Here is a 20,063-nt window from a genome sequence, read left to right as displayed (position 1 = left end):
CCATGAAAACTATGATTCCTTTAGGAACAGTGTACCCTAAATCAACCGCATAAAGTGCAGCTTTGCCTTCAAAAACTAGGGAGTACTTGCACAATAGCTATTTAAAAAGGCCGGATACGAGATTCGAAAGGATGCCTTGGCGATCGAATCCGTAATCCATCAGCTTCCGGGTTTCCGTAAACCGCTGATCGGCGTCCCCGGTTCCCATCACGACGGAAATCAGCCGGTTTCCGCCCCGTGACGCGGTTCCCGTGAAGCAATAACCGGCCGAGGCCGTATACCCGGTCTTAAAGCCGTCATTGCCTTGGTAAGCATGCGGCTCGCCGGGCAGCATGAGATTCGTGGTGTGCAGGGAGAGTTCCTTCTGCGGGACGGGCAAATCCCGCTGGCTGGTTACCTCAAGCAGATCCGGGTGTTTGTTCACCAGCCATCTGGCGAGCATGGCCGAGTCCCGGGCCGTCATGACGGTGTCCCCTTCGGAGGCCGCCTCGGCAAAAGGAACCAGGTCGGCCGCAGGCAAACCGGAAGCGTTGGCGAATACGGTGCGGTCAGAGAGGCCGATTTCCTTCGCCCGGGCATTCATGGTCTCCACGAATCGGGCCTCCGACCCGCCGAGGTGCTCCGCAATAGCAACGGCCGCATCATTGGCCGAATGGATGATGAGTGCTTCGAACAGCTGCTTCAGCGTGTAACGTTCGCCTTCATGCATGCCGATGGCCGAACCGGGTACCTCTGCGGCATATCGGCTGACCGGTACGTTCTCGTCCCAGGCATGCTGCCCGGAACGAACAGCATCCAGCACCAGCAGCTCGGTCATCATCTTGGACATGCTTGCGGGAGGAAGGGGGAGATCGGCATGCATCGCATAGAGCACGCGGCCCGTATCCGCATGAATCAGGATGGCCGAGCTCGCTTTGATGGGAGGGGGTATAAATACCCTCGCTATGAACACGGCTATCAGAATGACGCCGAACAGCAGCAGCAACAGGCTTAATTTCGCGCGTCCCTTGCGGCGGTTCGCACGTTGATGCCGAAGCGTGCCGGTTTGCTGCCGGGATGTTTCAGGGGCTGGAGGTGCCTTGCGGGGATGCTTGGTTATGGATTCCATGGCGCTTTATCGTCTCCTTTGACTGGTTATGCGTCTCATTTATGTATGTTCTAAGTCTAGCCAGACAAACTAAAGTAATTTTTAATTGAATCTAAAGAAATCTTAAAGATTACCAGCAGCGTTTTTGGCGCGGGATGTTGACCTTGAAACGAATAAGATTTATACTTGATCTAAAAATAAATTAAAAGGGTGAATACCTTGAAATCTTTGAATCTGACGACGCAACGCCAAGCGGTGTACGATGTCCTTCGGGAATCGCATGATCATCCGACTGCTGCGGATATCATGAACCGGCTGGTGGAGAAAGGATATAATCTCGCGTACGGGACCGTTTATAATTCCCTGCGTTACTTGACGGATAAACAGCTGATCCGGGAATTGAAGCTGGGCGAGAGCGCGAGCCGATACGATGCCCGTACCGACGAGCACCAGCATATTATTTGTGAAGTCTGCGGCAAAGTGGACGAGGTCATGACGGAGGTGCCAGAGGATTGGGCTGCTACGGTAGCCGGTGAAACCAACTACGTTATCCATCATGCTCACGTCGTATTCGGGGGGGTGTGTCCAGAATGTCAAATCAAACGGAAGAAATGACGGAGCTCGGGAAAGTCTATGCTTTTCCGGATTTCCAATCCGGCAATCTGTATGTGCGTCCCACGACGCCGATGGCGATTGGAGATGCTTGTCCCACCACGCTGCGGGCCGCATTGATCAGCCGTTCTCCGGGGCGCGTGAACGAAATGTTCATAACCTTGACGGAGAACTGCTTCGAGGTCATGATGTTCCGTAAATGGGAACCGCGACTGCAGTCCGCCCTGAACACGGGACTGATTATCGCCGACATGACGGGCTGCCGGAATATGGCGGCGTTCAACAAGGAGAAGGAGCTTCTGCTGCCGGAACATACCACGATTCCGATCCTGTATCTTGTAGGCGAGGAGCTCATGAGCAATGCAGGATCAAGCCTGTTGGATGAAGAGCTGATGGTATGGCCGGCCCGTTCCAAAGATACGATGATGTATCAGGTGCAGCGGACGATTCGCTTGTTCTCCCCGGCAGCGGGTTTGTCGGGTGGAGAAGAGGTCATGCGGGGACTGATCTATAAAGATTTATCGATCGACCGGGATAAAATGACCATCCACCGGGGCAGCACCCCGATTCACTTGACCAAGACGGAGTATCATCTGCTGATGCTGCTGCTGGACAGCGAAGGGGCCGTATGCACGCGTGAGGACCTGATGTGCAAAATTTGGGATACCGATTTTATGGGCGGCAGCAACGTGGTGGATGTCCACATCAAAAGCTTGCGCAAGAAGCTGAACGACAACGCGGGTGCCCCGCGCTATATCGCAACGGTTAGAGGAGTGGGATACCGCCTGGCGGATTAATCCCCTCCTTTTTTTGTTCATTCGCGATTGTCGCAATGATTCATCCGAACTTCATATAAGGCTCATGGAAGGGTCACATAACGCTCACGCGACAATCATGATCCGAGCGAACCTCCGATGATACAATCACTTCATAAATTTAGATTCAGTCTAAAATCAATTATAGAAATGATGGAGGGTTCATAGATGGATAGATTGACAACCAACCAAGGTGCTCCCGTAGGAGATAACCAAAATTCCAAAACGGCGGGCCGCCGCGGGCCGACACTGCTTGAGGATTATCATCTGATCGAAAAAATCGCCCACTTCGACCGTGAACGGATTCCGGAGCGCGTCGTTCATGCACGCGGAGCAGGTGCCCACGGCGTATTTGTGGTCGAGCATGACATGAAGCCGTACACCAAAGCGGCATTCCTGCAGGAAATCGGTCAGGAAACCCCCGTGTTCGTCCGGTTCTCCACGGTTATCCATGGAACGGGGTCGCCCGAAACGGCACGCGATCCGCGCGGATTCGCCGTGAAGTTCTATACGGAGGAAGGGAACTATGACATTGTAGGCAATCATCTCCCGGTCTTCTTCATTCGGGATGCGATCAAATTTCCCGATATGGTGCATTCCTTGAAGCCTTCGCCGGAAAGCAACATTCAAGAGCCAGGCCGGTATTGGGATTTCATGACGCTGTCTCCGGAATCCACCCATATGATGACCTGGCTGTTCTCGGATCATGGCACGCCGGCGAACTATCGCGAGTTGGACGGATTCAGCGTCCATGCGTTCAAGTGGGTGAACAGCGAAGGCAAAGTGACCTACATTAAATACAAATGGGAATCCGTGCAAGGCATCAACACGCTGAATGCAGACGAAGTGGGAGCGGTGCAGGGCAAGGACTTCAATCATGCCACCCGTGATCTTCGCGAACACATCGCTAACGGGAATTTCCCGAAATGGCGCCTGCAGGTGCAGCTGATGTCTCCGGAAGAAATGGATGATTTGTCCTTTGATCCCCTGGATCCGACCAAGACTTGGCCGGAGGATCGCTTCCCGTTCATAACCGTGGGTACGATGACCCTGAACCGTAACCCGCAGAATTTCTTCGCCGAGGTGGAGCAGGCGGCTTTCTCCCCAAGCGCATTGGTGCCCGGCATTGAGCCGTCCGAGGATAAATTGCTGCAGGGCCGGTTATTCTCTTACCCGGATACGCAGCGTCATCGTCTGGGCGCCAATTATTTGCAGATCCCGATCAACTGCCCGTATGCCCCTGTGCGCAATCATCAACGCGACGGCTTGATGAACGTGAATCAAGATCCGTCGCCGGTGAACTATGAACCGAACAGCTATACAACGGGCCCTGTGGAAGATCCGTCCGTGAATGAGAGCGAAGCTCCGCTGAGCGGTCATGTCGTTCGCCAGCGCATCGAGAAAACGGATGACTTCACCCAAGCCGGCGAATTGTACCGTTCGTTTACGGAGTAGCAGAAGGATCATCTGCTCCGCAATCTGGTTGACGACCTGAGCCAGGTCAAATCCGACATCCAGCTCCGTGCCGTATGCAATTTTTACCGTGCAGACGCCGAATATGGCGCAAGACTTGCCGCAGGGCTTGGCGTAGACCTGAGCGGATTCATCCCGGCCGGTCAGCCGAAGTAATACCAAACATATAAGAGCCCGCCATCCTGTTTCCGCTGTGCAGGATGGCAGGCCTTTATATAGACGGCGATCCATGGTCGCCGGCCAAAAGAGGTACCCGCATAAATGGGTGCCTCTTTTTTTCATCCACTGAAATATATAAGTGGAGCAGCAGAGGAACGCCTATTCCTTTGCTGCTTTTTTGCATGCGGCAGGAAAGGGGGCTTTTTGGAAGAATAAGACCTTAGTGGCTTTATCTATGGGATCATGGCCTTTATACTGGAGTCAGCTGCTAGAGGCTATACGGCATGAAGGTTGCATAAGCTAGAATTTAAGAGAGTGAGGCATATATCATGGCACAGCATATGAAAGATCGGGTTGTAGCCTTGGCAGGCCCGCGCAAAGCGGCGGACATGGCCAAGCTGGTGGAGAAGATGGGAGGCACGGCGGTGCTTCGCCCGGCGCAGGGGACGGTATTTTTGGATGATGAAGTGCTCCGGCGTTCCATCGAAGCTTGGCTCGAGGCGCCTGCGCCGTGGGCGATCTTTACGACGGGAATCGGCCTGGAGGCCATTTACGATACGGCCGAGCAGATGGGCCTGTTGGATACATTGAATGAAACGCTTCAAGACACCTCGATTGCGGCAAGAGGGTACAAGACCGCGAATGCTCTGAAAAAACGCGGTTTGGCACCGGTCGTCAGAGACGATGACGGCAGCACGTCCGGACTGATCCGGTCGCTTGCGCCGCATGACTTGTCGGGTCAACGCGTCATTCTGCAGCTGCATGGCGAGTCTGCGCCTAAGCTGGTCGATTGGCTTCAGCAACGGGGAGCGGAGGTGCAGCAGATTCTGCCTTATAAGCACATTCCGCCGCTGGAGGAGGATATTTCCCTGCTCGTTGACGAAATCGTTGGCGGCAAGGTTCATGCGGTTGCTTTTACAAGTGCGCCACAGTTTCGTTTTCTTGCGGATTATGCTCGTGCCCATGGCAAGCTGGAAGCCGTGCTGGAGGCGTTCCGCGGACCGGTCGTGGCGGCGGCTGTCGGCAAGGTGACGGCTCAGGGACTCCGCGAGGAAGGCATTGAACGCATGGTGGTTCCCGAGGAAGAGCGAATGGGCAGCATGATGGTGACGCTTGGCCGTTATTTTGCTCAAAATCAAGAATAATGTCATGATATAACGTAACGAAGCTAAGGATTTGGATCCATTCCAGCACGTCGATGCATGTTCCTCAGGTTCATGTGAAATATTGAGTAGTAAATAGGAGGATGACCGATGGATAAGAGAAAAGCATTGCTGCTCGGCAGCTACACGCACCCGAAGTTTCATCCGCTGCAAGGCATAGACAAACAGATCACGCATCTGCTGAACGACATGTTCACCGTGCAGTGCACGGAAAACCATAAAATGCTTCATGAAAGCAATCTCTACCCTTACGAGCTGTGCATCGCCTATAGCGACTTGTGGGACGAGCGGGTTTCGCCGCGGCAGACCGCAGGCCTGCTGTCCTACGTTAGCGGAGGCGGCGGCTTGCTCGTGATTCATAATGGCGTTACCTTGGCAAACCGTTATGAGCTGGCGCAGCTGATTGGCGCCCGTTTTGACGGGCACCCGCCGATGGAGAAGCTGTATTTCGTTCCGGGGGAGACCGATCACGATATTACGGAGGGCGTTGAGCCGTTTGTGCTGGACGAGGAGCCTTACCGGTTCGTATTCAGTCCGTTCACGGAAAAAACCGTGCTGCTGCATTATGAGTACGAAGGCAAGCAGTGGCCTGCCGCCTGGTGCCATACGTATGGCATTGGACGCGTGGTCTTCTTGATGCCGGGCCATCATGAACCGTCCTTTCTCCAGCCTCAGCTGCGTTTAATGATTACGCAAGCGGCCAAGTGGGCGGCGCGCGTTCCGGGTTAAGGCATTTCGAAATGATCGGGCAGGAGGGACGCGCGTGAGCGGGAAGATACTAATTGTTGAGGATGAAGCGAAAATATCCCGTTTGCTTGAAATCGAGCTGGAGAGTGAAGGATACCAGGTCATCAAGGCGGATAACGGGCTGGATGCGCTTGAGGCATACCGCAGCCAGGAGGTGGATCTCATTCTGCTGGATGTCATGCTTCCGGGTATGAGCGGCATTGAGCTGCTGCGGCGGATTCGTGCCCATGATTCCCATACGGCCGTGCTGCTGCTTACGGCGAAGAGCTCCGTTGAAGATAAGGTATCGGGGCTGGATCTTGGAGCCAATGATTATATTACGAAGCCGTTTCAGATCGAAGAGCTGCTGGCGCGGATTCGTGCTGCATTACGGCTTCAGGGAAAGCCTCATCCGGAAGAAGAACCGGCTGGGGAGTGGCTTACGGCCGCGGATTTGAAATTGAATGAAGGCACGCGGGAAGTGATTCGCGACAGCAGAAGGATCGATCTGACGCCGCGTGAATTTGACTTGCTCGTCTATTTGCTGAAGAACAAGCGGCAGGTGCTGAACCGCGAGCAGATTCTTGCTGCCGTGTGGGGGTACGATTATTACGGCGATACCAACGTCGTTGATGTATACATACGTTACGTCCGCAAGAAAATCGATCATGACGGCACGCAAGAGCTCATCCACACCGTTCGCGGCGTCGGCTACGTGCTGAAAGAAACCCTATGAAGCTGAGCAGCAAAATCCATCTCTATTCGTCGGTGCTGATGGCCGCCATCCTGATTGTCATGAATTTATCCGTGTATTACGTGTTCAGCAAAATGACGGTGGACAGCCAGCTGGAGCAGGCGGAAGCCGAGGCGGGAAGCATCGTCAGAAGCATTGCGCATTCTGCCGCGACCATTCCCATTGACGATCTGCTGCGAAGTTATGTCCCGGCTGACGGAAAGATTCAATTCGTCCCGGCTGACAGCAAGGCCAAGTCTCCTTACGTGACCTCCTCCGGCGAGGATATGGATGAGCTGAAGCTGCCTTATAACGCCAATAAGCAGGTCGAGCAGATCCGATATGAAGGAATGCGTTATGTGCTGGTGTCCCTGCCTGTCATTTGGAGCGACGGGGCGGTATACAACATCCAAATTTCCCGCAGCCTTGCCGCTACGATGGAGACGCTGCAGGTGCTGCGCATTGTGCTGGTGGCCGTAACCGCGATCGCTTTGGTTCCGGTCATCATTTCGACGCGGATATTGGGGCGTTTAATCGTGCAGCCGATTACGGCCTTAATCCGTACGATGCGGGAGATTCGGCAGAGCGGACGGTTCCGTCGGATCGAGCTGAAGGAAACATCCAAGGATGAGCTGGTGGAGATGGGGGCTGCCTTCAATGACATGATCACGCTGCTGGAGAGCAACCATGCGAGGCAGGAACAATTCGTGTCCAACGCTTCCCATGAGTTAAAAACACCGCTCACCATCATCGAGAGTTACGCCAGTTTGTTGAAGCGGCGAGGCCTGGATCGGCCGGAGCTGTTCATGGAGTCCGTCGATGCGATCCATTCGGAAGCGATCCGGATGAAGGAGATGACGGAGCAGCTGCTGCTGCTTGCCCGCAACCAGGACCAATGGCAGGTCGAGATGGAGCAGGTGGATCTCGCAGCATTATCGGAGTCTTCCGCTCGCGCATTTCGCGATGCCTATAACCGCACGGTCGAGGTTGAAGCCGACGGCGAGGTTCTGGGCTGGACGGACAGCCGCAGGCTCAAGCAGCTCTTGTTCATTCTGCTGGATAATGCACGCAAATACAGTGACGAACATATCGTCATCCAGTTGGGCAGAAAGCCGTCGGAGGTATATATCCGGGTCATCGACCGCGGAATCGGCATTGCCAAAGAGGAGCTGGAGCACGTCTTCGACCGTTTCTACCGGGTGGACGAAGCTCGTACCCGCCGGGGCGGGGGAGCCGGCCTTGGATTGTCCTTGGCCAAGGATATCGCGGAGGCCATCTCTGCTGAGCTGGAGCTGGAAAGCCTGCCCGGCGTGGGCACAACGGCCACCATTCGGCTCCAAGAATCGAAATAAACGTCAGCAGCCCACGTTTTCTCATCGAATTCTAACCATGCTGCGCTATACTGACGGTATAGACCGAATGGGTTGCGAGGTGATTCAATGCGTAAAAAAGTGAGTGTGCTGCTGGGCGTCATTATCGTGGTGGCCGTCATGATCATCGTGAATGCGGTATGGAGTCCGTTTACCCGTTCGACGGAGGCGATGTCGCAGGAGGAAGCCGTAAGCGGAGTATTGAAACAATATCCGGACGGTGAGATTACAAAAGCAACGCTGGATGGGGAGATGTACCGGATGGAGCTGGAGTCCAATTCCGGAAGGTATGAGATGACGGTGGATGCCCGTCAAGGCGATATCGTGTCCATCAAGCAGCTGGACAAAGCGCCAGCGAAGCCAGAGCCGGAGCCCGGCGAAACCAAGCAGCCGACCGACAATCCAAGCACGACTCCTGCGGAGCCCGCTGAGAATGGCGAGAAGGGATCAGCGGATGGTGAAAGCGGAACTGCGGAGCCGCCTGCAACGATGATCACCAAAGAGTACGCGATCAAGCTTTCTTTAGAGAAGGTACCGGGAACGGTGGAAGACGTGGAATATCGCGAGAGCAAGAGCAGCCGTTATTATCTGGTCGAGATCGAGCGGGAAGACGGGCGCGAAGCGACCATTCAGGTCCACGCGATTACCGGCAAGATCATGACCGTGACTTGGGATGACGAGGATGACGATGAATAGATTAGAGGCCTGTTCGCATTTTCTCATCGTATTCTAATCTTTCTCTCCGAAAGCTCTCATGTTGTGACGGTATATTGGGTTTGTAGAGATCACACAGAGAGTTTTGAGGAGGCAAAATGATGAACAAAAGAACATGGTGGGCAGGCGCACTGTCCGTAGCGATCGCGGCAAGTGGAGTATACGGCTATAGCGCCGTGCAGGCTGCAGGATCAGGACAGACAACGCCGGCAGGAACCCAGGCGGCAGCCAAACAGGAGAAGCAGCTCATTGGAATGGAAAAAGCGGAACAATTGGCACTCGCGGCTGCCAGCGGTAAAGTGGAGAGCATTGACATCGACCGCAAAAAGGGCAAGCTGGTGTACGATGTTGAGATTCAGCAGAGCAACCGGGATGTCGATGTATGGATTGATGCCTACACAGGCAAATCCCTTGGCGTCATAGTAGATCGGGATGATGACGATGATGACCGTGACAGCATTCCGGGGAATCTGATCGGTGCCGGCAAGGCATCCGCCATCGCTGTCAAACACGTCAAGAGCGGGACAGCCGTAGAGGTTGATCTGGACCACGATGACGGCCGGTGGGTGTATGACGTCGAAGTGAAGACGGCCAAAGGCTCGTCCGAGGTTGAGATCAACGCGGTCAGCGGCAAAGTGATCAAGGCAGAATACGAGAAATACGACGACCATGATGATGACGACCACGATGACCATGATGATTGGGATGATGATCACGATGATCATTACGATGATGATCGGGATGACGATTAAACCGTTCTTCATCTGCGTAGGATAGCCGTATCAGCGAACAGCACGGGTTTTAACCCGGCTGTTCGCTTTTTTGTCATGGCATTAGTGCATTCCCGCCGTCCGCCCGATTGGCCCTCATATTTCATGGAAAATCAGGGGACATTGATAAGGGAGCTTCTCGATACTTAGAAAGCAAGTCCAAGGATAGATGTTTTTGCCAGCGTTAAAGGTTATAATGGAACCAGACAACGACCGGGAGGGATATATCGTGAGTGATCTTTTTAAGAAAGCCATCTCGTTAGGATTGGGCCTTACCGTGGTCAGCAAGGAAAAAGTAGAGAAAATCGTGGACGATCTGGTCAAACGCGGGGAGCTGGCTCCTGCGGAATCCAAGGCGCTGGTGAACCGCCTCGTCGAGCGCGGCGAAGAGGAGCAATCCCAGATCAAGTCATATATTTATGAGCAGGTGCAGCGCGTGTTGTCTGATCTGGATGTTCCCAAAGAGAGCGATGTCGCCAGCCTGGAACAGCGCATTGCCGCTCTGGAGAAGAAGGTTGTAGAACTGGAAGGATCGCGGCAGGAATAGATGGCGGTCCGAATTCGACATGCCGGACGTTACCGGGAAATCGCCATGGCGCTCATGCGTCATGGCTTTGGCTATATGGTGGAGGAGATGGGACTGTTCCATGTTCTGTCGCTGCCTGTCCGCTGGAGCTCCAAGGAGCAGCCGGAGACGATTACGCTTGGGGAACGCATTCGGCGAGTGCTGGAGGATCTGGGGCCTGCCTTTGTGAAGCTGGGCCAATTGGCGAGTACCCGATCGGACCTGCTGCCAGACCACATTATCCAGGAATTGGTCAAGCTGCAGGAACGGGTGCCTCCGTTCCCTTCCGCGAGCGCACGGGAGCTGATTGAACAAGAATGGGGCATGCCGATCGACGACGTGTTGAGTGAGTTTGAGGACAAGCCGCTGGCTGCCGCCTCAATCGGCCAGGTTCACGCCGGGAGGCTGAAATCCGGAGAGCTTGTAGCGATCAAGGTGCAGCGTCCCGGCGTGGCCCGCATGATCGGCCGCGACTTGGAAATCCTGCGGGATTTAATTTCGATTGCCGAGCGCCATTGGGAATGGGTGAAGCAGTACCGCGTGGATCGAATCGTTGACGAGTTTGCCAGAGCGATGATGGCGGAGCTGGATTACAGCCATGAAGCCCGGAATGCGGAGAAGATCGCATCCCGGATGACGGAGCAGGAATTTGTCCATATTCCGCGGATTTATTGGGATTATACGTCATCGAAGGTGTTGATGATGGAGTATGCCGAGGGTATTACCTTAAGCCGCAGGCAGGAGGTTGTGGCCAAGGGGCATGATCTCAAGGCGATCGCCGAGCATCTGACCGACGGCATGCTGCAGCAGATTTTTATTGAGGGCTTCTTTCATGCCGACCCTCATCCGGGGAACCTGCTCGTCAGGGAGGACGGCAAGCTGGTCTTTCTGGATTTCGGGCTGGTCGGTCATCTCAGCGAAGATATGAAGGATCATCTGTCAGGACTCATTATTGCATTGATGCGGCGGAATTCGGAGGGGATGATCCGGGCGATTTCCAGAATGGGTTTGATTCCGGACGATTGCGATATGGATGCGCTGCGGTCGGATATGGACCGTCTGCGGGAAGAGTATTATGACGTGCCTTTTGCTCAAGTGCGCATCGGCAAGGCGTTGACCGATCTGTTTGCCGTTGCCCAGCGGCACCGGATTATGCTGCCTCCGGATATGACGCTGCTTGGCAAATCATTGCTGACCCTGGAAGGGGTCATCGAGATGCTGGACCCGAGCCTGAGCATTATCGATATGGCGGAGCCTTTCGGAAGGAAGCTGTTGAAGAAGCGGTACAATACCCGCCGGATCAGCAGGAAGGTGCTGGATGGGGTGGCGGGGCTTGCCGAGAGTTTGCTCGATCTGCCCGGTCAAGCCCGGCAGCTGTCGGCCCTGATCAGCAAAGGAAAACTGCGGGTGGAGATCAGCGTTCCGGAACTGAAAACGCTGATGCGCAAGTTGGATCAGATCAGTAACCGGCTGTCCTTCAGCATCGTGCTTCTGGCTTTCAGCATCATCATGGTAGGGCTGATTATCGGATCGTCGCTCAGCCGGGAGCCGATGATGATATGGAGCTTCCCGGTGATTGAAGTCGGATTCATCGTAGCCCTGCTGATGGTGGCATGGCTGCTGTACGCCATATTCAAATCCGGCAGGTTCTAGCCTGCCGATTCGGCTCTTGTCCGTTTGCGTTGCTGCATCCAGGCCTGGACACCGATCAGGATCCACTCTATGAGATGGAAAAATACGGCGATGACCAACGATTGCAGCCAGCCCTCCACGGGAATGGCGGGCACGATCAGAGAGGCTATGTACAGCAGCAGCGTATCGGTCACGACCGTCACTGCCTGTTTCATATAGATGGAGGTATCCTTGCGAAGCAGAAGCCGCAGCAGGGCGATGACCAATGGATGTATGAGACCTTCGAAGATCAGGAACCCGACCAGGACGAAAAGCGAGAAGCCGAGCAGCACGCCTTGGCCGTCGTAGGCAAGCGTTTCGCCAGTTCCTGAAGGATCGGGCATGGGGAACCACTGGGCATACAGCATGGAAAAGAGCTCCAATGGCATAATGATAAAGGCCGACAACAGCGGAATGAGCCACAGCTTCTTCCGGAAGGGAACGATGGGCTCCCCGTCGCGTCTTGAAATATAATTCATCATTAGATTGATAAGGCCGAATAGGATCATCAAGATCAAGGCTGTCAGGATGAGCTGTAGGATATGCATATCGGGGACACCTCCTCGCTGGTGTATACTGGATTTCTATATCATTGACATTACCAAAGACAGGGTCGTTTGTCAGTTTTCTGGCGAAAATAGTGAATGGATTCAAACCATATCTTCATTCACTGGACACATAAGGGAAGCGCCCTGTTCTTCTAAGAACGAATGGTATCGGCCTTTTGTTGGGATTTATGTATGAAAATATGTTGGTTTTGTTTGCTGAATCGAATGGATTGAGACCATAAGATGCTAAATAAATTAAATGAGGTGGAACGTTTGCCGAACTTTCAACAGCTGGGCATTGACGAACAAAGAGTACGAAAACTGAAGGAGCAGGGAATTACGGAACCGACTCCGGTACAGCAAGAGAGCATTCCGCTGCTGCTGCAGGGAAAGGACGTCATTGCCCGGGCGAAGACCGGCACAGGCAAGACGCTGGCTTTCATGCTGCCGATTCTGCAGCATATCGATCCCAAGCGGGCGTACCCGCAGGCGCTCATCGTTGCGCCGACACGGGAATTGGCATTGCAAATTACGGAAGAAGCCAAGAAGCTGACGGCAGGAGAGCCGGACGGCATCAAAATTCTGGCGGTCTATGGCGGGCAGGACGTGGAGAAACAGCTGCGCAAGCTTGAAGGCGGACGCCAATTGATCATCGGCACGCCGGGCCGGCTGCTGGATCATTTGCGCCGAGGCACGTTAGAGCTTGGCGGCGTGAAGCAGCTGGTGCTGGACGAAGCCGACCAGATGCTGCATATGGGCTTTTTGGATGAAGTGGAGGCGCTGATCCATGCGCTTCCGTATCGGCGCCAAACGATGCTCTTCTCGGCGACGATGCCTGCCGGCGTGAAGCAGCTTGCCGGCAATTATATGAATCAACCTGTCGATATCGTGATTAAGGGGGCTTCCCCGATCCCGCTGGAGCAGATCCAGCAGGTAGTGGTCGAGTGTACGGACCGTTCCAAACAGGATGCCTTACGCGCAATGATCGAAGAGCATAATCCCTTCCTCGCGATCATCTTCTGCCGGACGAAGCGCAGAGCCACCACGTTGAACGAGGCGCTGCTGGCCCATGGCTACCAATCGGACGAGCTGCACGGGGATCTGTCCCAGGCGAAACGGGAAGCGGTCATGAAGCGATTCCGGGAAGCCAAGCTGCAGCTGCTCGTTGCAACGGATGTTGCCGCGAGGGGGCTGGACGTCGAAGGCGTTACCCATGTCTTTAACTACGATATGCCCCATGATGTTGAAAGTTACATCCATCGTATCGGCCGGACCGGACGGGCGGGGGGTAGCGGTATGGCCATCACGTTTGCGGCCGGAAAAGACCTTAATGATCTGCAGCGCATCGAAGAAGGGATCTCCCAGCGGTTAAAGCGAGTACGCTATGACTCTGCCGCCGGAAGCCTTCGGGAAAGCTCTGGCGGCTCGGGCAGGGATACGGGCCGACCGAAGAAAGCAAGAAATGTCTCGTCACTTGAATCCGATAATGAACGTGGTCAAGGCAGAAGCCGTGCCGATCGGGGCACGGGTTCCGGGCGTAGCCGCGGTAACGAGCAGGGTAGAGGAAGGGCAGGATCATCGCGCAGGGATGACCGCGATTCGGGCCGGGCAGGAGGCCGTACCGGAGAGGGTCGAGGATCATCGGCGGCCGGAGGCCGAGGCAGCGGAGCGCGTGAAGGCGGTCGTGCAGGCGAGGGCCGCGGACCGCAAGCCGGAGCACGAGGCAGCAGCCGCGGACCGTCCAGAACCGAGGGGCGGGGGAATGTCGCAGGCCGCGGCGGACAAGGCGGAACCCGATCCTCCGAAGGCCGCGCTGCCAGAGGCCAAAGCGGTGGACGACGCGGCGGTCGGAGCCGCTAGGGAGTTCAAGGTAAATTTTAGGAGGTCTTCTGTTTCAATCCGAAGGATCACGTTTAAGTAGAGATCGTTACCCAGTCAATGACAAGGAGGCGTTACCATGTCTGAACATAATCATGTGGTGAACAAGAACGGTGAGCTGGATGTGAGTAAGGTCGATGACGCTATGGACCGGATTGACGACAAGGAGAAGGAACGGATCCTGGCTGACTTCGATGCCTTTCAATCCTATTTGAACAAACGAATTCAGCTTGCCGAGAGCATTGGCTTGAATGAAGAGCAGCTGGCGCAGGCGGCAGAGAAGGTAGCCGGATACCTCGCCGCTAACGAGGAGCCCCGCAATTCCGAGGAGAAACTTCTTCAGGAGTTATGGAAGGTCGGAACGCAAGCGGAGCAGCATCAGCTGGCTCATCTGCTGGTTAAGCTGGCTCAAAACCGTACGGCTCAATAAGGCGAAGCGTAAGATGAGGGTCCTTCCCCGGCCGACTTGCCGGGGAAGGTTTTTTTGGTTCGAAGGCAGGAATGAACATAACTATAGGATGAAGGGCTTGATATTAGGCTTTATACATAATATGATTTCCAATGTCTTTATTCCATCTGTTGGATTGGGTAACATCGAAAGAATAAAGGAGGAGGCGCTGCCTGAATGTCTCTGGTGATTCATGAGCAGAGAAAACCCAAAATGCAGCCTTTTTATTGGGTGCTTACGTTCGAAATGCATGTGCTGGGCATTTTGCTGGGACTGGCGTTTACGATGGGGCCTTTGATTCTGTTGTACTTCTGGGCCAATGTCTGGACGTGGATGAGTCTGGCGGGTATACCCGCCGGTATCTTTATGGTGATTCGGCTATCCAAGAGTCTGAAAGGGCATATCTGGAATAATACGCATCTGGACGAATATTTGTTATACGAAGACCACATTGAATATGAGCGATGGAATCCCGAGACGAAAGACTCCTTGAAGGGGAGCCTTCGGATCGGCGACGTAAAGGAAATATATTACGGGCGATATATTTTTCAATTCAGTTATGCCTATAAAAACAGCAAAATGACCGAGTCGGTGCCTATGGCGGAGTTAATGCCCATCATGTACCTTGTTGCTGGGGAAGGGACGGCTGAACGGGCAGTGGCCGTTCCTTTCACGGATCCGATGGAGGCGAACCGCTGGCTGGAGGTCGTCGGCAGACGAGGGATTCCTTTATATCTGACATCCGTCATCATCCAAGATCTGGGGGATGAATCGGTGGCGTCAGTGCTTCGCGAGGACGAGGATTTAGAGCGTGCCGAATTTGACGGGAATATCGAGCGGCAATTCCGTCCGTATCTGGATCGCCTGGTACAGGAGAACGAGGAGGAAGACAGGGAGCTGACGGAGGAGGAACTGGATCAGCTGGAATACGAGATGAAGCTCCTCGAATACGAAGAAGCGCTGCAAAAGCGAAGATCGGCTTTTCGTGGAACCGGTTTGCTTGCTTGGCTGGTTTTCCCGGTTCAGTTCGCCGTCGGTTTTTGGCTGACGCGCCAGGCGGAGCTGGGTAACGCGGACCCGGAACAGCCGCTGTACCCCATTCTTCTTGTTGCGCTGTCGGCGATCCTGTTCTTCTTCCTGGTGAAATGGATGCGCTGGTTACAGATCATTATGTTCTCGCTGGTTACTTTTATATCGTTTATGTTTCTGGACTTCTCGGAGATCGAGACCGATCCTTCCTACCAAATGTCCAGCATGCTCCTTGCGATAGCCATGCTGTCGCTGCCTGTGGCGGCTCTCTTTTATTTGGGAATCCGGTATGTGCGCAAAGGGCGGGATGCGAAGAATCTTCCGCCGATGCCGGGGCCGTACCAGCCTCTTACGGAAAACGATAAGCCAGGGTTCGAGTCTGGAGACCGGCTGTCAACCTAATACGAAAACGAAAGAAACGCACCCTTCACATTTGGGGGTGCGTTTCGTATCGGTACCTGTAGGTATCCATGGGCTGGCTGGTAAAAGAGGTGTCCAGCTTTTTCTTCTCGCCGGGGGCGAGGGTGATGTCCCTGTACATCTCGGTAAAGACTTCCTCATCGTTCTTGTCGTACACGAACAAGGTAATATGACCGTTGAACGCTTGGCTTTCATGATAATTGCCGGCATAGACGACGATGTCGGCATCATCCTCATTTTTATACGCTCCAACGTGAAGTACGACGTAGTCTTTCAAGCTCTGCAGCTGGGAATCCGCCTTCTTGTCCTCAAAGTTCTGATCCAGGTCGGTTAGCATCGTTTCTTCTTTGTAAAGCGATTCCTGGGTGATCAGGCCAATGGGGATCGTCAGAATAAAATAGAAAACCAGCGTCGACAGCCCTGTGCTGCGAAGCACGGTTCTTCGGTCATACCCCCCTTTGATCAATCCGATGAAGGCAATCAGGGCCAGAACAACGACGATGAGATGCCATGGAGACAAGAACATTTCGGGATACAATTTCATTTCGTTTCCTCGCTTACTGTTGTTGAAATGCGGGATCATGCAATATTTTGCCAAACCCTAAATCATTACCCTGCTGACTTGCTGACTAAACAGCTGTCAGGAGTCTATGTAACTCTTGCTTGAAGCGGATATACGTTTATCATAATGGATTTACGGATGGCGGGGTAGAGGCATTGGAACCGAAAATTTGGTTTAGGGGCGTATATTCGGTATGATGTAAGAAGATGGGCCAGGCTACAGAAGCTTGGAAGCAAGCGGTTCATTCAATACAAGCTGGAGAGGAGATTCGAGGATGTCAGTTTATGAGTATCATGCAACCAATACCAAGGGGCAGGAAGTCTCGCTCGATCAGTATTCGGGCAAGGTCTTGATCATCGCGAATACGGCAAGCCAATGCGGCCTAACGCCGCAATATGGAGAGCTTCAACAGCTGTACGACCAATACGGCCAGCAAGGGCTTCAGGTTCTTGGCTTTCCGTGCAATCAGTTTGGCGGACAGGAGCCGGGTACGAGCGAAGAGGCCGAATCGTTCTGTCAATTGAACTATGGCGTGAACTTTCCGGTTTTCCAGAAGATTGACGTGAATGGGGAGCATGCTCATCCGTTATTTCAGTATCTGAAATCGGAGCAGCCCGGACCGAATGAAGGCGGAGAGATCGCTTGGAATTTTACGAAGTTCCTGGTGGACCGCGAAGGCAAGGTGGTCCAGCGGTTTGAGCCGAAGGAATCGCCTGAATCGATGAAGGGCGCCATTGAATCCCTGCTGGGTTAATGCCAGATAGTAATGAGCACATAACAGGGCTGTTTTCGTCGGGGGATTTGCCCCGGAGGAGAAACAGTCCTGTTTTTTTATGGGAAATCCCTCGCCATTTCGTCCATTCAGCCCGAATCAAGACCCTTCAAGGCATCTTGTATGGGATGATCGCCTTGAATCAGATCGAACGCCTTAAGTTCCGTCTCTGGCGTGGAGAGACACAGCACGGCTGCTTGAGCGACATCTTGACGGGATATGGATCCGGTTTCCCGGAGATCGGGATGTGCCTGAACCCTGCCGGCAGGAGCGTCATCCGTTAACTCGCCGGTCCTTATGATCGTGTGAGTCAGCGTGCTTTCTTCAAGAATGGTCTCAGCTTTATGTTTGGCAAGCAAATAGGGCTTTAGTTCGGAGAAGTGCTCCGGATGTTTGGTCTCCATGCAGCTAATCATAATGAAGCGATTGATTCCTAGAAGCACGCACTGCTCGATCAGCCTCACGGTGCCGACATGATCCGTCTCCTGAGGATCTTCCGTTACCCCGGCGCCAACTGCGCAGATGACGGCGTCTACGTCCCTTAAACCATCGGAATAAGACTGCGTCAAATCACCGACAATTCCCTCGGCACCCTCCTGCTCCATCTTCCGTTTATGGATCTCATCGGGGATCAGGCCGCGGACTTGATACCCCTTCTCGGCGAGAAGCTTCGCGATCCGTCTCCCGGTATTTCCATGCGCTCCGGCAACAAATACGGTTGTCATGATAAAGCACCTCCTGCACAACATTACCCGCAGCCGATTGTTTCAAAAAGGGAATAATCCGTTATTAATAAGAAAAACCTATTCCGGTATCTCGAGAATGTTGGCAAGCGGGGCCCTTTTAGCTTCCCCGGATCCCGTACCCGTATTCTCGATTTCGCCTTATTCGGTGGCATCAAGACGTTAATCTTGGAGTCAAGATCATTCATCATTCCCACTATGTGAAATTATGAACAATATGTGAATAACGCAATTCGCCTATTGAACTGTGAAATAAATCACATTATAATAAGGTCATGAAGTGAAATTATTCACAATTAGTATTACCAGTCACCCATTCATGCTCAACAAGCGTTACCAAGCATGAATCCAGGCAAAAATGCTCATCTTAAACCAATGTAAAGCTTCATACTTGGAGGAGGAAAAACCATGAAAGTTGCAGTTATCGGTTGTACCCATGCAGGAACGTCCGCCATCGTGAATACCGCCAAACTTTATCCCGATGCACAGATTACCGTTTACGAACGCAATGATAACATCTCATTCTTGTCGTGCGGCATTGCGCTTTACGTCGGGGGCGTTGTGAAGGATCCGGACTGGCTATTCTATTCTTCGCCGCAGAAACTCGACGAGCTTGGTGTCGAAACCAAGATGAAGCATGAGATCATCTCGGTGGATACGGACCGGAAAACCTTGAAGGTCCGCAACCTGGCCACGGAAGATACGTTTGAAGATACCTATGACAAATTGATTGTTACCACCGGATCCTGGCCGATCGTACCGAAGCTTGAAGGCATCGATTTGAATAATATTTTGCTCTGCAAAAACTACGATCATTCCAACGCGATCATTGATAAAGCGCAAGGAGCCAAACATATTACCGTTGTCGGCGCCGGTTACATCGGCGTGGAGCTGGTGGAGGCCTTCCAACAGAACGGCAAGCAGGTAACTTTGATCGACAGTGCCGATCGGATTCTGAACAAATACCTGGATCCTGAGTTCAGCGGCCAGATCGAGGAATCGTTCCGTGAAAAAGGAATCGAGATGGCCATGGGGCAGACCGTGACGTCCTTCCAAGGCCAGGATGGCAAGGTGAATAAGGTCATCACCGACAAAGGGGAGATCGACACGGATCTGGTCATTCTCTGCATCGGCTTCCGACCGAATACGGAGCTGCTGAAGGGGCAGGTCGATATGCTGAAGAACGGCGCCATCGTCGTGGACCAATATATGCAAAGCAGCAAGCAGGATGTCTATGCAGCGGGCGATTGCTGCTCGGTGCTCTATAACCCGACGGGTAAAATGATGTACATTCCGCTGGCGACCAACGCTGTCCGGATGGGTACGCTCGTTGCACGGAATTTGGTGCAGCCCACAACGACTTATATGGGAACCCAGGGTACGTCCGGATTGAAAATATACGAACACAACATTGCCTCGACAGGATTAACCGAGGGAGCGGCCAAGGATGAAGGTTTGAAGGTGGATACGGTCACCATTACGGACCATTACCGTCCGGAGTTCATGCCTACCTTCGAGGAAGTTACGCTGAAGGTGGTGTATGAACAGGAAAGCCGCCGGATGCTCGGTGCACAGGTGATCTCCAAGGCGGACATGACGCAGTCCATCAACACCCTGTCGGTGTGCATCCAGAACCGCATGACGATCGACCAGCTGGCCTTCATCGATTTCTTCTTCCAGCCGCATTACAACAAGCCGTGGAATTTCCTTAACACGGCCGGCCTGCAGGCTCTGCCGGCGGTGGAGACCAAAGCGCCGGTACACGCTTAATTCATTCTAGGCAATAACGAAGACCCCCTGATTCG

19 protein-coding genes and 1 pseudogene are annotated in these 20,063 nt (G+C 53.6%); 16 read left to right on the top strand and 4 right to left on the bottom strand.

Annotation, left to right across the window (positions count from 1 at the left end; all coding sequences use genetic code 11):
• Positions 1-97: 97 nt before the first annotated feature.
• Positions 98-1,108: a D-alanyl-D-alanine carboxypeptidase family protein gene (locus P0X86_RS30895; protein ID WP_015737808.1), complete on the bottom strand. Its 1,011-nt coding sequence runs from the start codon at positions 1,106-1,108 to the stop codon at positions 98-100.
• Between the two features lie 198 nt (positions 1,109-1,306).
• Here P0X86_RS30895 and P0X86_RS30890 point away from each other — a divergent pair, with 198 nt between their 5' ends.
• The 11 genes and pseudogenes from P0X86_RS30890 (at position 1,307) to P0X86_RS30840 (ending at position 11,840) form a co-directional block, all read left to right on the top strand.
• The gene (locus P0X86_RS30890; protein ID WP_009590342.1) at positions 1,307-1,702 is read left to right on the top strand and encodes a Fur family transcriptional regulator; all 396 of its coding nucleotides are present in this window, start codon (positions 1,307-1,309) and stop codon (positions 1,700-1,702) included.
• Entirely contained in the window at positions 1,678-2,496 is an 819-nt protein-coding gene (locus tag P0X86_RS30885) for a winged helix-turn-helix domain-containing protein (protein ID WP_009590363.1), read from the top strand. The genes P0X86_RS30890 and P0X86_RS30885 overlap by 25 nt, the downstream gene beginning before the upstream one ends.
• A 186-nt stretch (positions 2,497-2,682) precedes the next feature.
• Positions 2,683-4,143 (top strand): annotated as a pseudogene (locus P0X86_RS30880) (catalase).
• A 332-nt stretch (positions 4,144-4,475) separates the two neighbouring features.
• Complete coding sequence (locus P0X86_RS30875; protein ID WP_096775814.1) at positions 4,476-5,291, top strand: uroporphyrinogen-III synthase; 816 nt, start codon at positions 4,476-4,478, stop codon at positions 5,289-5,291.
• Positions 5,292-5,399: 108 nt separating this feature from the next.
• Entirely contained in the window at positions 5,400-6,038 is a 639-nt protein-coding gene (locus P0X86_RS30870) for a ThuA domain-containing protein (protein WP_009590348.1), read from the top strand.
• Positions 6,039-6,072: 34 nt separating this feature from the next.
• A complete protein-coding gene (locus tag P0X86_RS30865) occupies positions 6,073-6,771 on the top strand; it encodes a response regulator transcription factor (RefSeq protein ID WP_277747253.1) in 699 nt (232 codons plus the stop codon).
• A complete protein-coding gene (locus P0X86_RS30860; protein ID WP_096775816.1) occupies positions 6,768-8,120 on the top strand; it encodes a sensor histidine kinase in 1,353 nt (450 codons plus the stop codon). Before P0X86_RS30865 ends, P0X86_RS30860 begins: the two co-directional genes overlap by 4 nt.
• An 87-nt stretch (positions 8,121-8,207) precedes the next feature.
• Positions 8,208-8,834, top strand: a complete 627-nt coding sequence (locus tag P0X86_RS30855) for a PepSY domain-containing protein (RefSeq protein ID WP_036662034.1) — start codon at positions 8,208-8,210, stop codon at positions 8,832-8,834.
• Positions 8,835-8,950: 116 nt separating this feature from the next.
• Positions 8,951-9,604 carry a PepSY domain-containing protein gene (locus tag P0X86_RS30850; protein ID WP_277747252.1) on the top strand — a complete coding sequence of 218 codons (654 nt, stop codon included), beginning with the start codon at positions 8,951-8,953 and terminating at the stop codon, positions 9,602-9,604.
• A gap of 247 nt (positions 9,605-9,851) precedes the next feature.
• Positions 9,852-10,169 (top strand): phasin family protein, encoded by a 318-nt coding sequence (locus P0X86_RS30845; RefSeq protein ID WP_009590344.1) that lies wholly within the window; start codon positions 9,852-9,854, stop codon positions 10,167-10,169.
• Positions 10,170-11,840 carry an ABC1 kinase family protein gene (locus P0X86_RS30840; protein WP_277747251.1) on the top strand — a complete coding sequence of 557 codons (1,671 nt, stop codon included), beginning with the start codon at positions 10,170-10,172 and terminating at the stop codon, positions 11,838-11,840.
• On the opposite strand, the gene P0X86_RS30835 is transcribed toward P0X86_RS30840, so the two are convergent.
• The gene (locus P0X86_RS30835; protein WP_009590358.1) at positions 11,837-12,406 is read right to left on the bottom strand and encodes a hypothetical protein; all 570 of its coding nucleotides are present in this window, start codon (positions 12,404-12,406) and stop codon (positions 11,837-11,839) included. The genes P0X86_RS30840 and P0X86_RS30835 overlap by 4 nt on opposite strands.
• Before the next feature lie 243 nt (positions 12,407-12,649).
• On the opposite strand from P0X86_RS30835, the gene P0X86_RS30830 reads away from it, so the two are divergent.
• The 3 genes from P0X86_RS30830 (at position 12,650) to P0X86_RS30820 (ending at position 16,163) form a co-directional block, all read left to right on the top strand.
• Positions 12,650-14,266 (top strand): DEAD/DEAH box helicase, encoded by a 1,617-nt coding sequence (locus P0X86_RS30830; RefSeq protein ID WP_277747250.1) that lies wholly within the window; start codon positions 12,650-12,652, stop codon positions 14,264-14,266.
• Positions 14,267-14,363: 97 nt separating this feature from the next.
• Positions 14,364-14,714: a DUF3243 domain-containing protein gene (locus tag P0X86_RS30825; protein ID WP_015737797.1), complete on the top strand. Its 351-nt coding sequence runs from the start codon at positions 14,364-14,366 to the stop codon at positions 14,712-14,714.
• A gap of 195 nt (positions 14,715-14,909) precedes the next feature.
• Positions 14,910-16,163, top strand: coding sequence for a hypothetical protein (locus P0X86_RS30820; RefSeq protein WP_192570369.1), 1,254 nt, complete (start codon positions 14,910-14,912; stop codon positions 16,161-16,163).
• Between the two features lie 25 nt (positions 16,164-16,188).
• On the opposite strand, the gene P0X86_RS30815 is transcribed toward P0X86_RS30820, so the two are convergent.
• Positions 16,189-16,725 carry a hypothetical protein gene (locus P0X86_RS30815; protein WP_096775821.1) on the bottom strand — a complete coding sequence of 179 codons (537 nt, stop codon included), beginning with the start codon at positions 16,723-16,725 and terminating at the stop codon, positions 16,189-16,191.
• Between the two features lie 292 nt (positions 16,726-17,017).
• On the opposite strand from P0X86_RS30815, the gene P0X86_RS30810 reads away from it, so the two are divergent.
• On the top strand, positions 17,018-17,497 hold the full coding sequence (locus P0X86_RS30810) for a glutathione peroxidase (RefSeq protein WP_096775822.1): 480 nt from the start codon (positions 17,018-17,020) through the stop codon (positions 17,495-17,497).
• A gap of 107 nt (positions 17,498-17,604) precedes the next feature.
• Here P0X86_RS30810 and P0X86_RS30805 read toward each other — a convergent pair whose 3' ends face one another.
• Entirely contained in the window at positions 17,605-18,240 is a 636-nt protein-coding gene (locus P0X86_RS30805; protein ID WP_277747249.1) for an SDR family oxidoreductase, read from the bottom strand.
• A gap of 426 nt (positions 18,241-18,666) precedes the next feature.
• Between P0X86_RS30805 and P0X86_RS30800 the strand changes: the two genes are divergently transcribed.
• Positions 18,667-20,028 (top strand): FAD-dependent oxidoreductase, encoded by a 1,362-nt coding sequence (locus tag P0X86_RS30800; RefSeq protein ID WP_277747248.1) that lies wholly within the window; start codon positions 18,667-18,669, stop codon positions 20,026-20,028.
• Positions 20,029-20,063: the final 35 nt, after the last annotated feature.

The sequence above is a fragment of the Paenibacillus sp. BR1-192 genome, assembly GCF_029542445.1.
GTDB lineage: Bacteria > Bacillota > Bacilli > Paenibacillales > Paenibacillaceae > Paenibacillus_AQ > Paenibacillus_AQ lautus_A.
This window is presented reverse-complemented; position numbering and strand designations above follow the sequence as displayed.

Excerpts from the sequence above, each read along its gene's own strand:
- P0X86_RS30895 (WP_015737808.1), bottom strand. The coding sequence starts at position 1,108 with ATGGAATCCATAACCAAGCATCCCCGCAAGGCACCTCCAGCCCCTGAA.
- P0X86_RS30885 (WP_009590363.1), top strand. The coding sequence starts at position 1,678 with ATGTCAAATCAAACGGAAGAAATGACGGAGCTCGGGAAAGTCTATGCT.
- P0X86_RS30875 (WP_096775814.1), top strand. The coding sequence starts at position 4,476 with ATGGCACAGCATATGAAAGATCGGGTTGTAGCCTTGGCAGGCCCGCGC.
- P0X86_RS30870 (WP_009590348.1), top strand. The coding sequence starts at position 5,400 with ATGGATAAGAGAAAAGCATTGCTGCTCGGCAGCTACACGCACCCGAAG.
- P0X86_RS30860 (WP_096775816.1), top strand. The coding sequence starts at position 6,768 with ATGAAGCTGAGCAGCAAAATCCATCTCTATTCGTCGGTGCTGATGGCC.
- P0X86_RS30855 (WP_036662034.1), top strand. The coding sequence starts at position 8,208 with ATGCGTAAAAAAGTGAGTGTGCTGCTGGGCGTCATTATCGTGGTGGCC.
- P0X86_RS30850 (WP_277747252.1), top strand. The coding sequence starts at position 8,951 with ATGATGAACAAAAGAACATGGTGGGCAGGCGCACTGTCCGTAGCGATC.
- P0X86_RS30840 (WP_277747251.1), top strand. The coding sequence starts at position 10,170 with ATGGCGGTCCGAATTCGACATGCCGGACGTTACCGGGAAATCGCCATG.
- P0X86_RS30835 (WP_009590358.1), bottom strand. The coding sequence starts at position 12,406 with ATGCATATCCTACAGCTCATCCTGACAGCCTTGATCTTGATGATCCTA.
- P0X86_RS30830 (WP_277747250.1), top strand. The coding sequence starts at position 12,650 with ATGCTAAATAAATTAAATGAGGTGGAACGTTTGCCGAACTTTCAACAG.
- P0X86_RS30825 (WP_015737797.1), top strand. The coding sequence starts at position 14,364 with ATGTCTGAACATAATCATGTGGTGAACAAGAACGGTGAGCTGGATGTG.
- P0X86_RS30820 (WP_192570369.1), top strand. The coding sequence starts at position 14,910 with ATGTCTCTGGTGATTCATGAGCAGAGAAAACCCAAAATGCAGCCTTTT.
- P0X86_RS30815 (WP_096775821.1), bottom strand. The coding sequence starts at position 16,725 with ATGAAATTGTATCCCGAAATGTTCTTGTCTCCATGGCATCTCATCGTC.
- P0X86_RS30810 (WP_096775822.1), top strand. The coding sequence starts at position 17,018 with ATGTCAGTTTATGAGTATCATGCAACCAATACCAAGGGGCAGGAAGTC.
- P0X86_RS30805 (WP_277747249.1), bottom strand. The coding sequence starts at position 18,240 with ATGACAACCGTATTTGTTGCCGGAGCGCATGGAAATACCGGGAGACGG.
- P0X86_RS30800 (WP_277747248.1), top strand. The coding sequence starts at position 18,667 with ATGAAAGTTGCAGTTATCGGTTGTACCCATGCAGGAACGTCCGCCATC.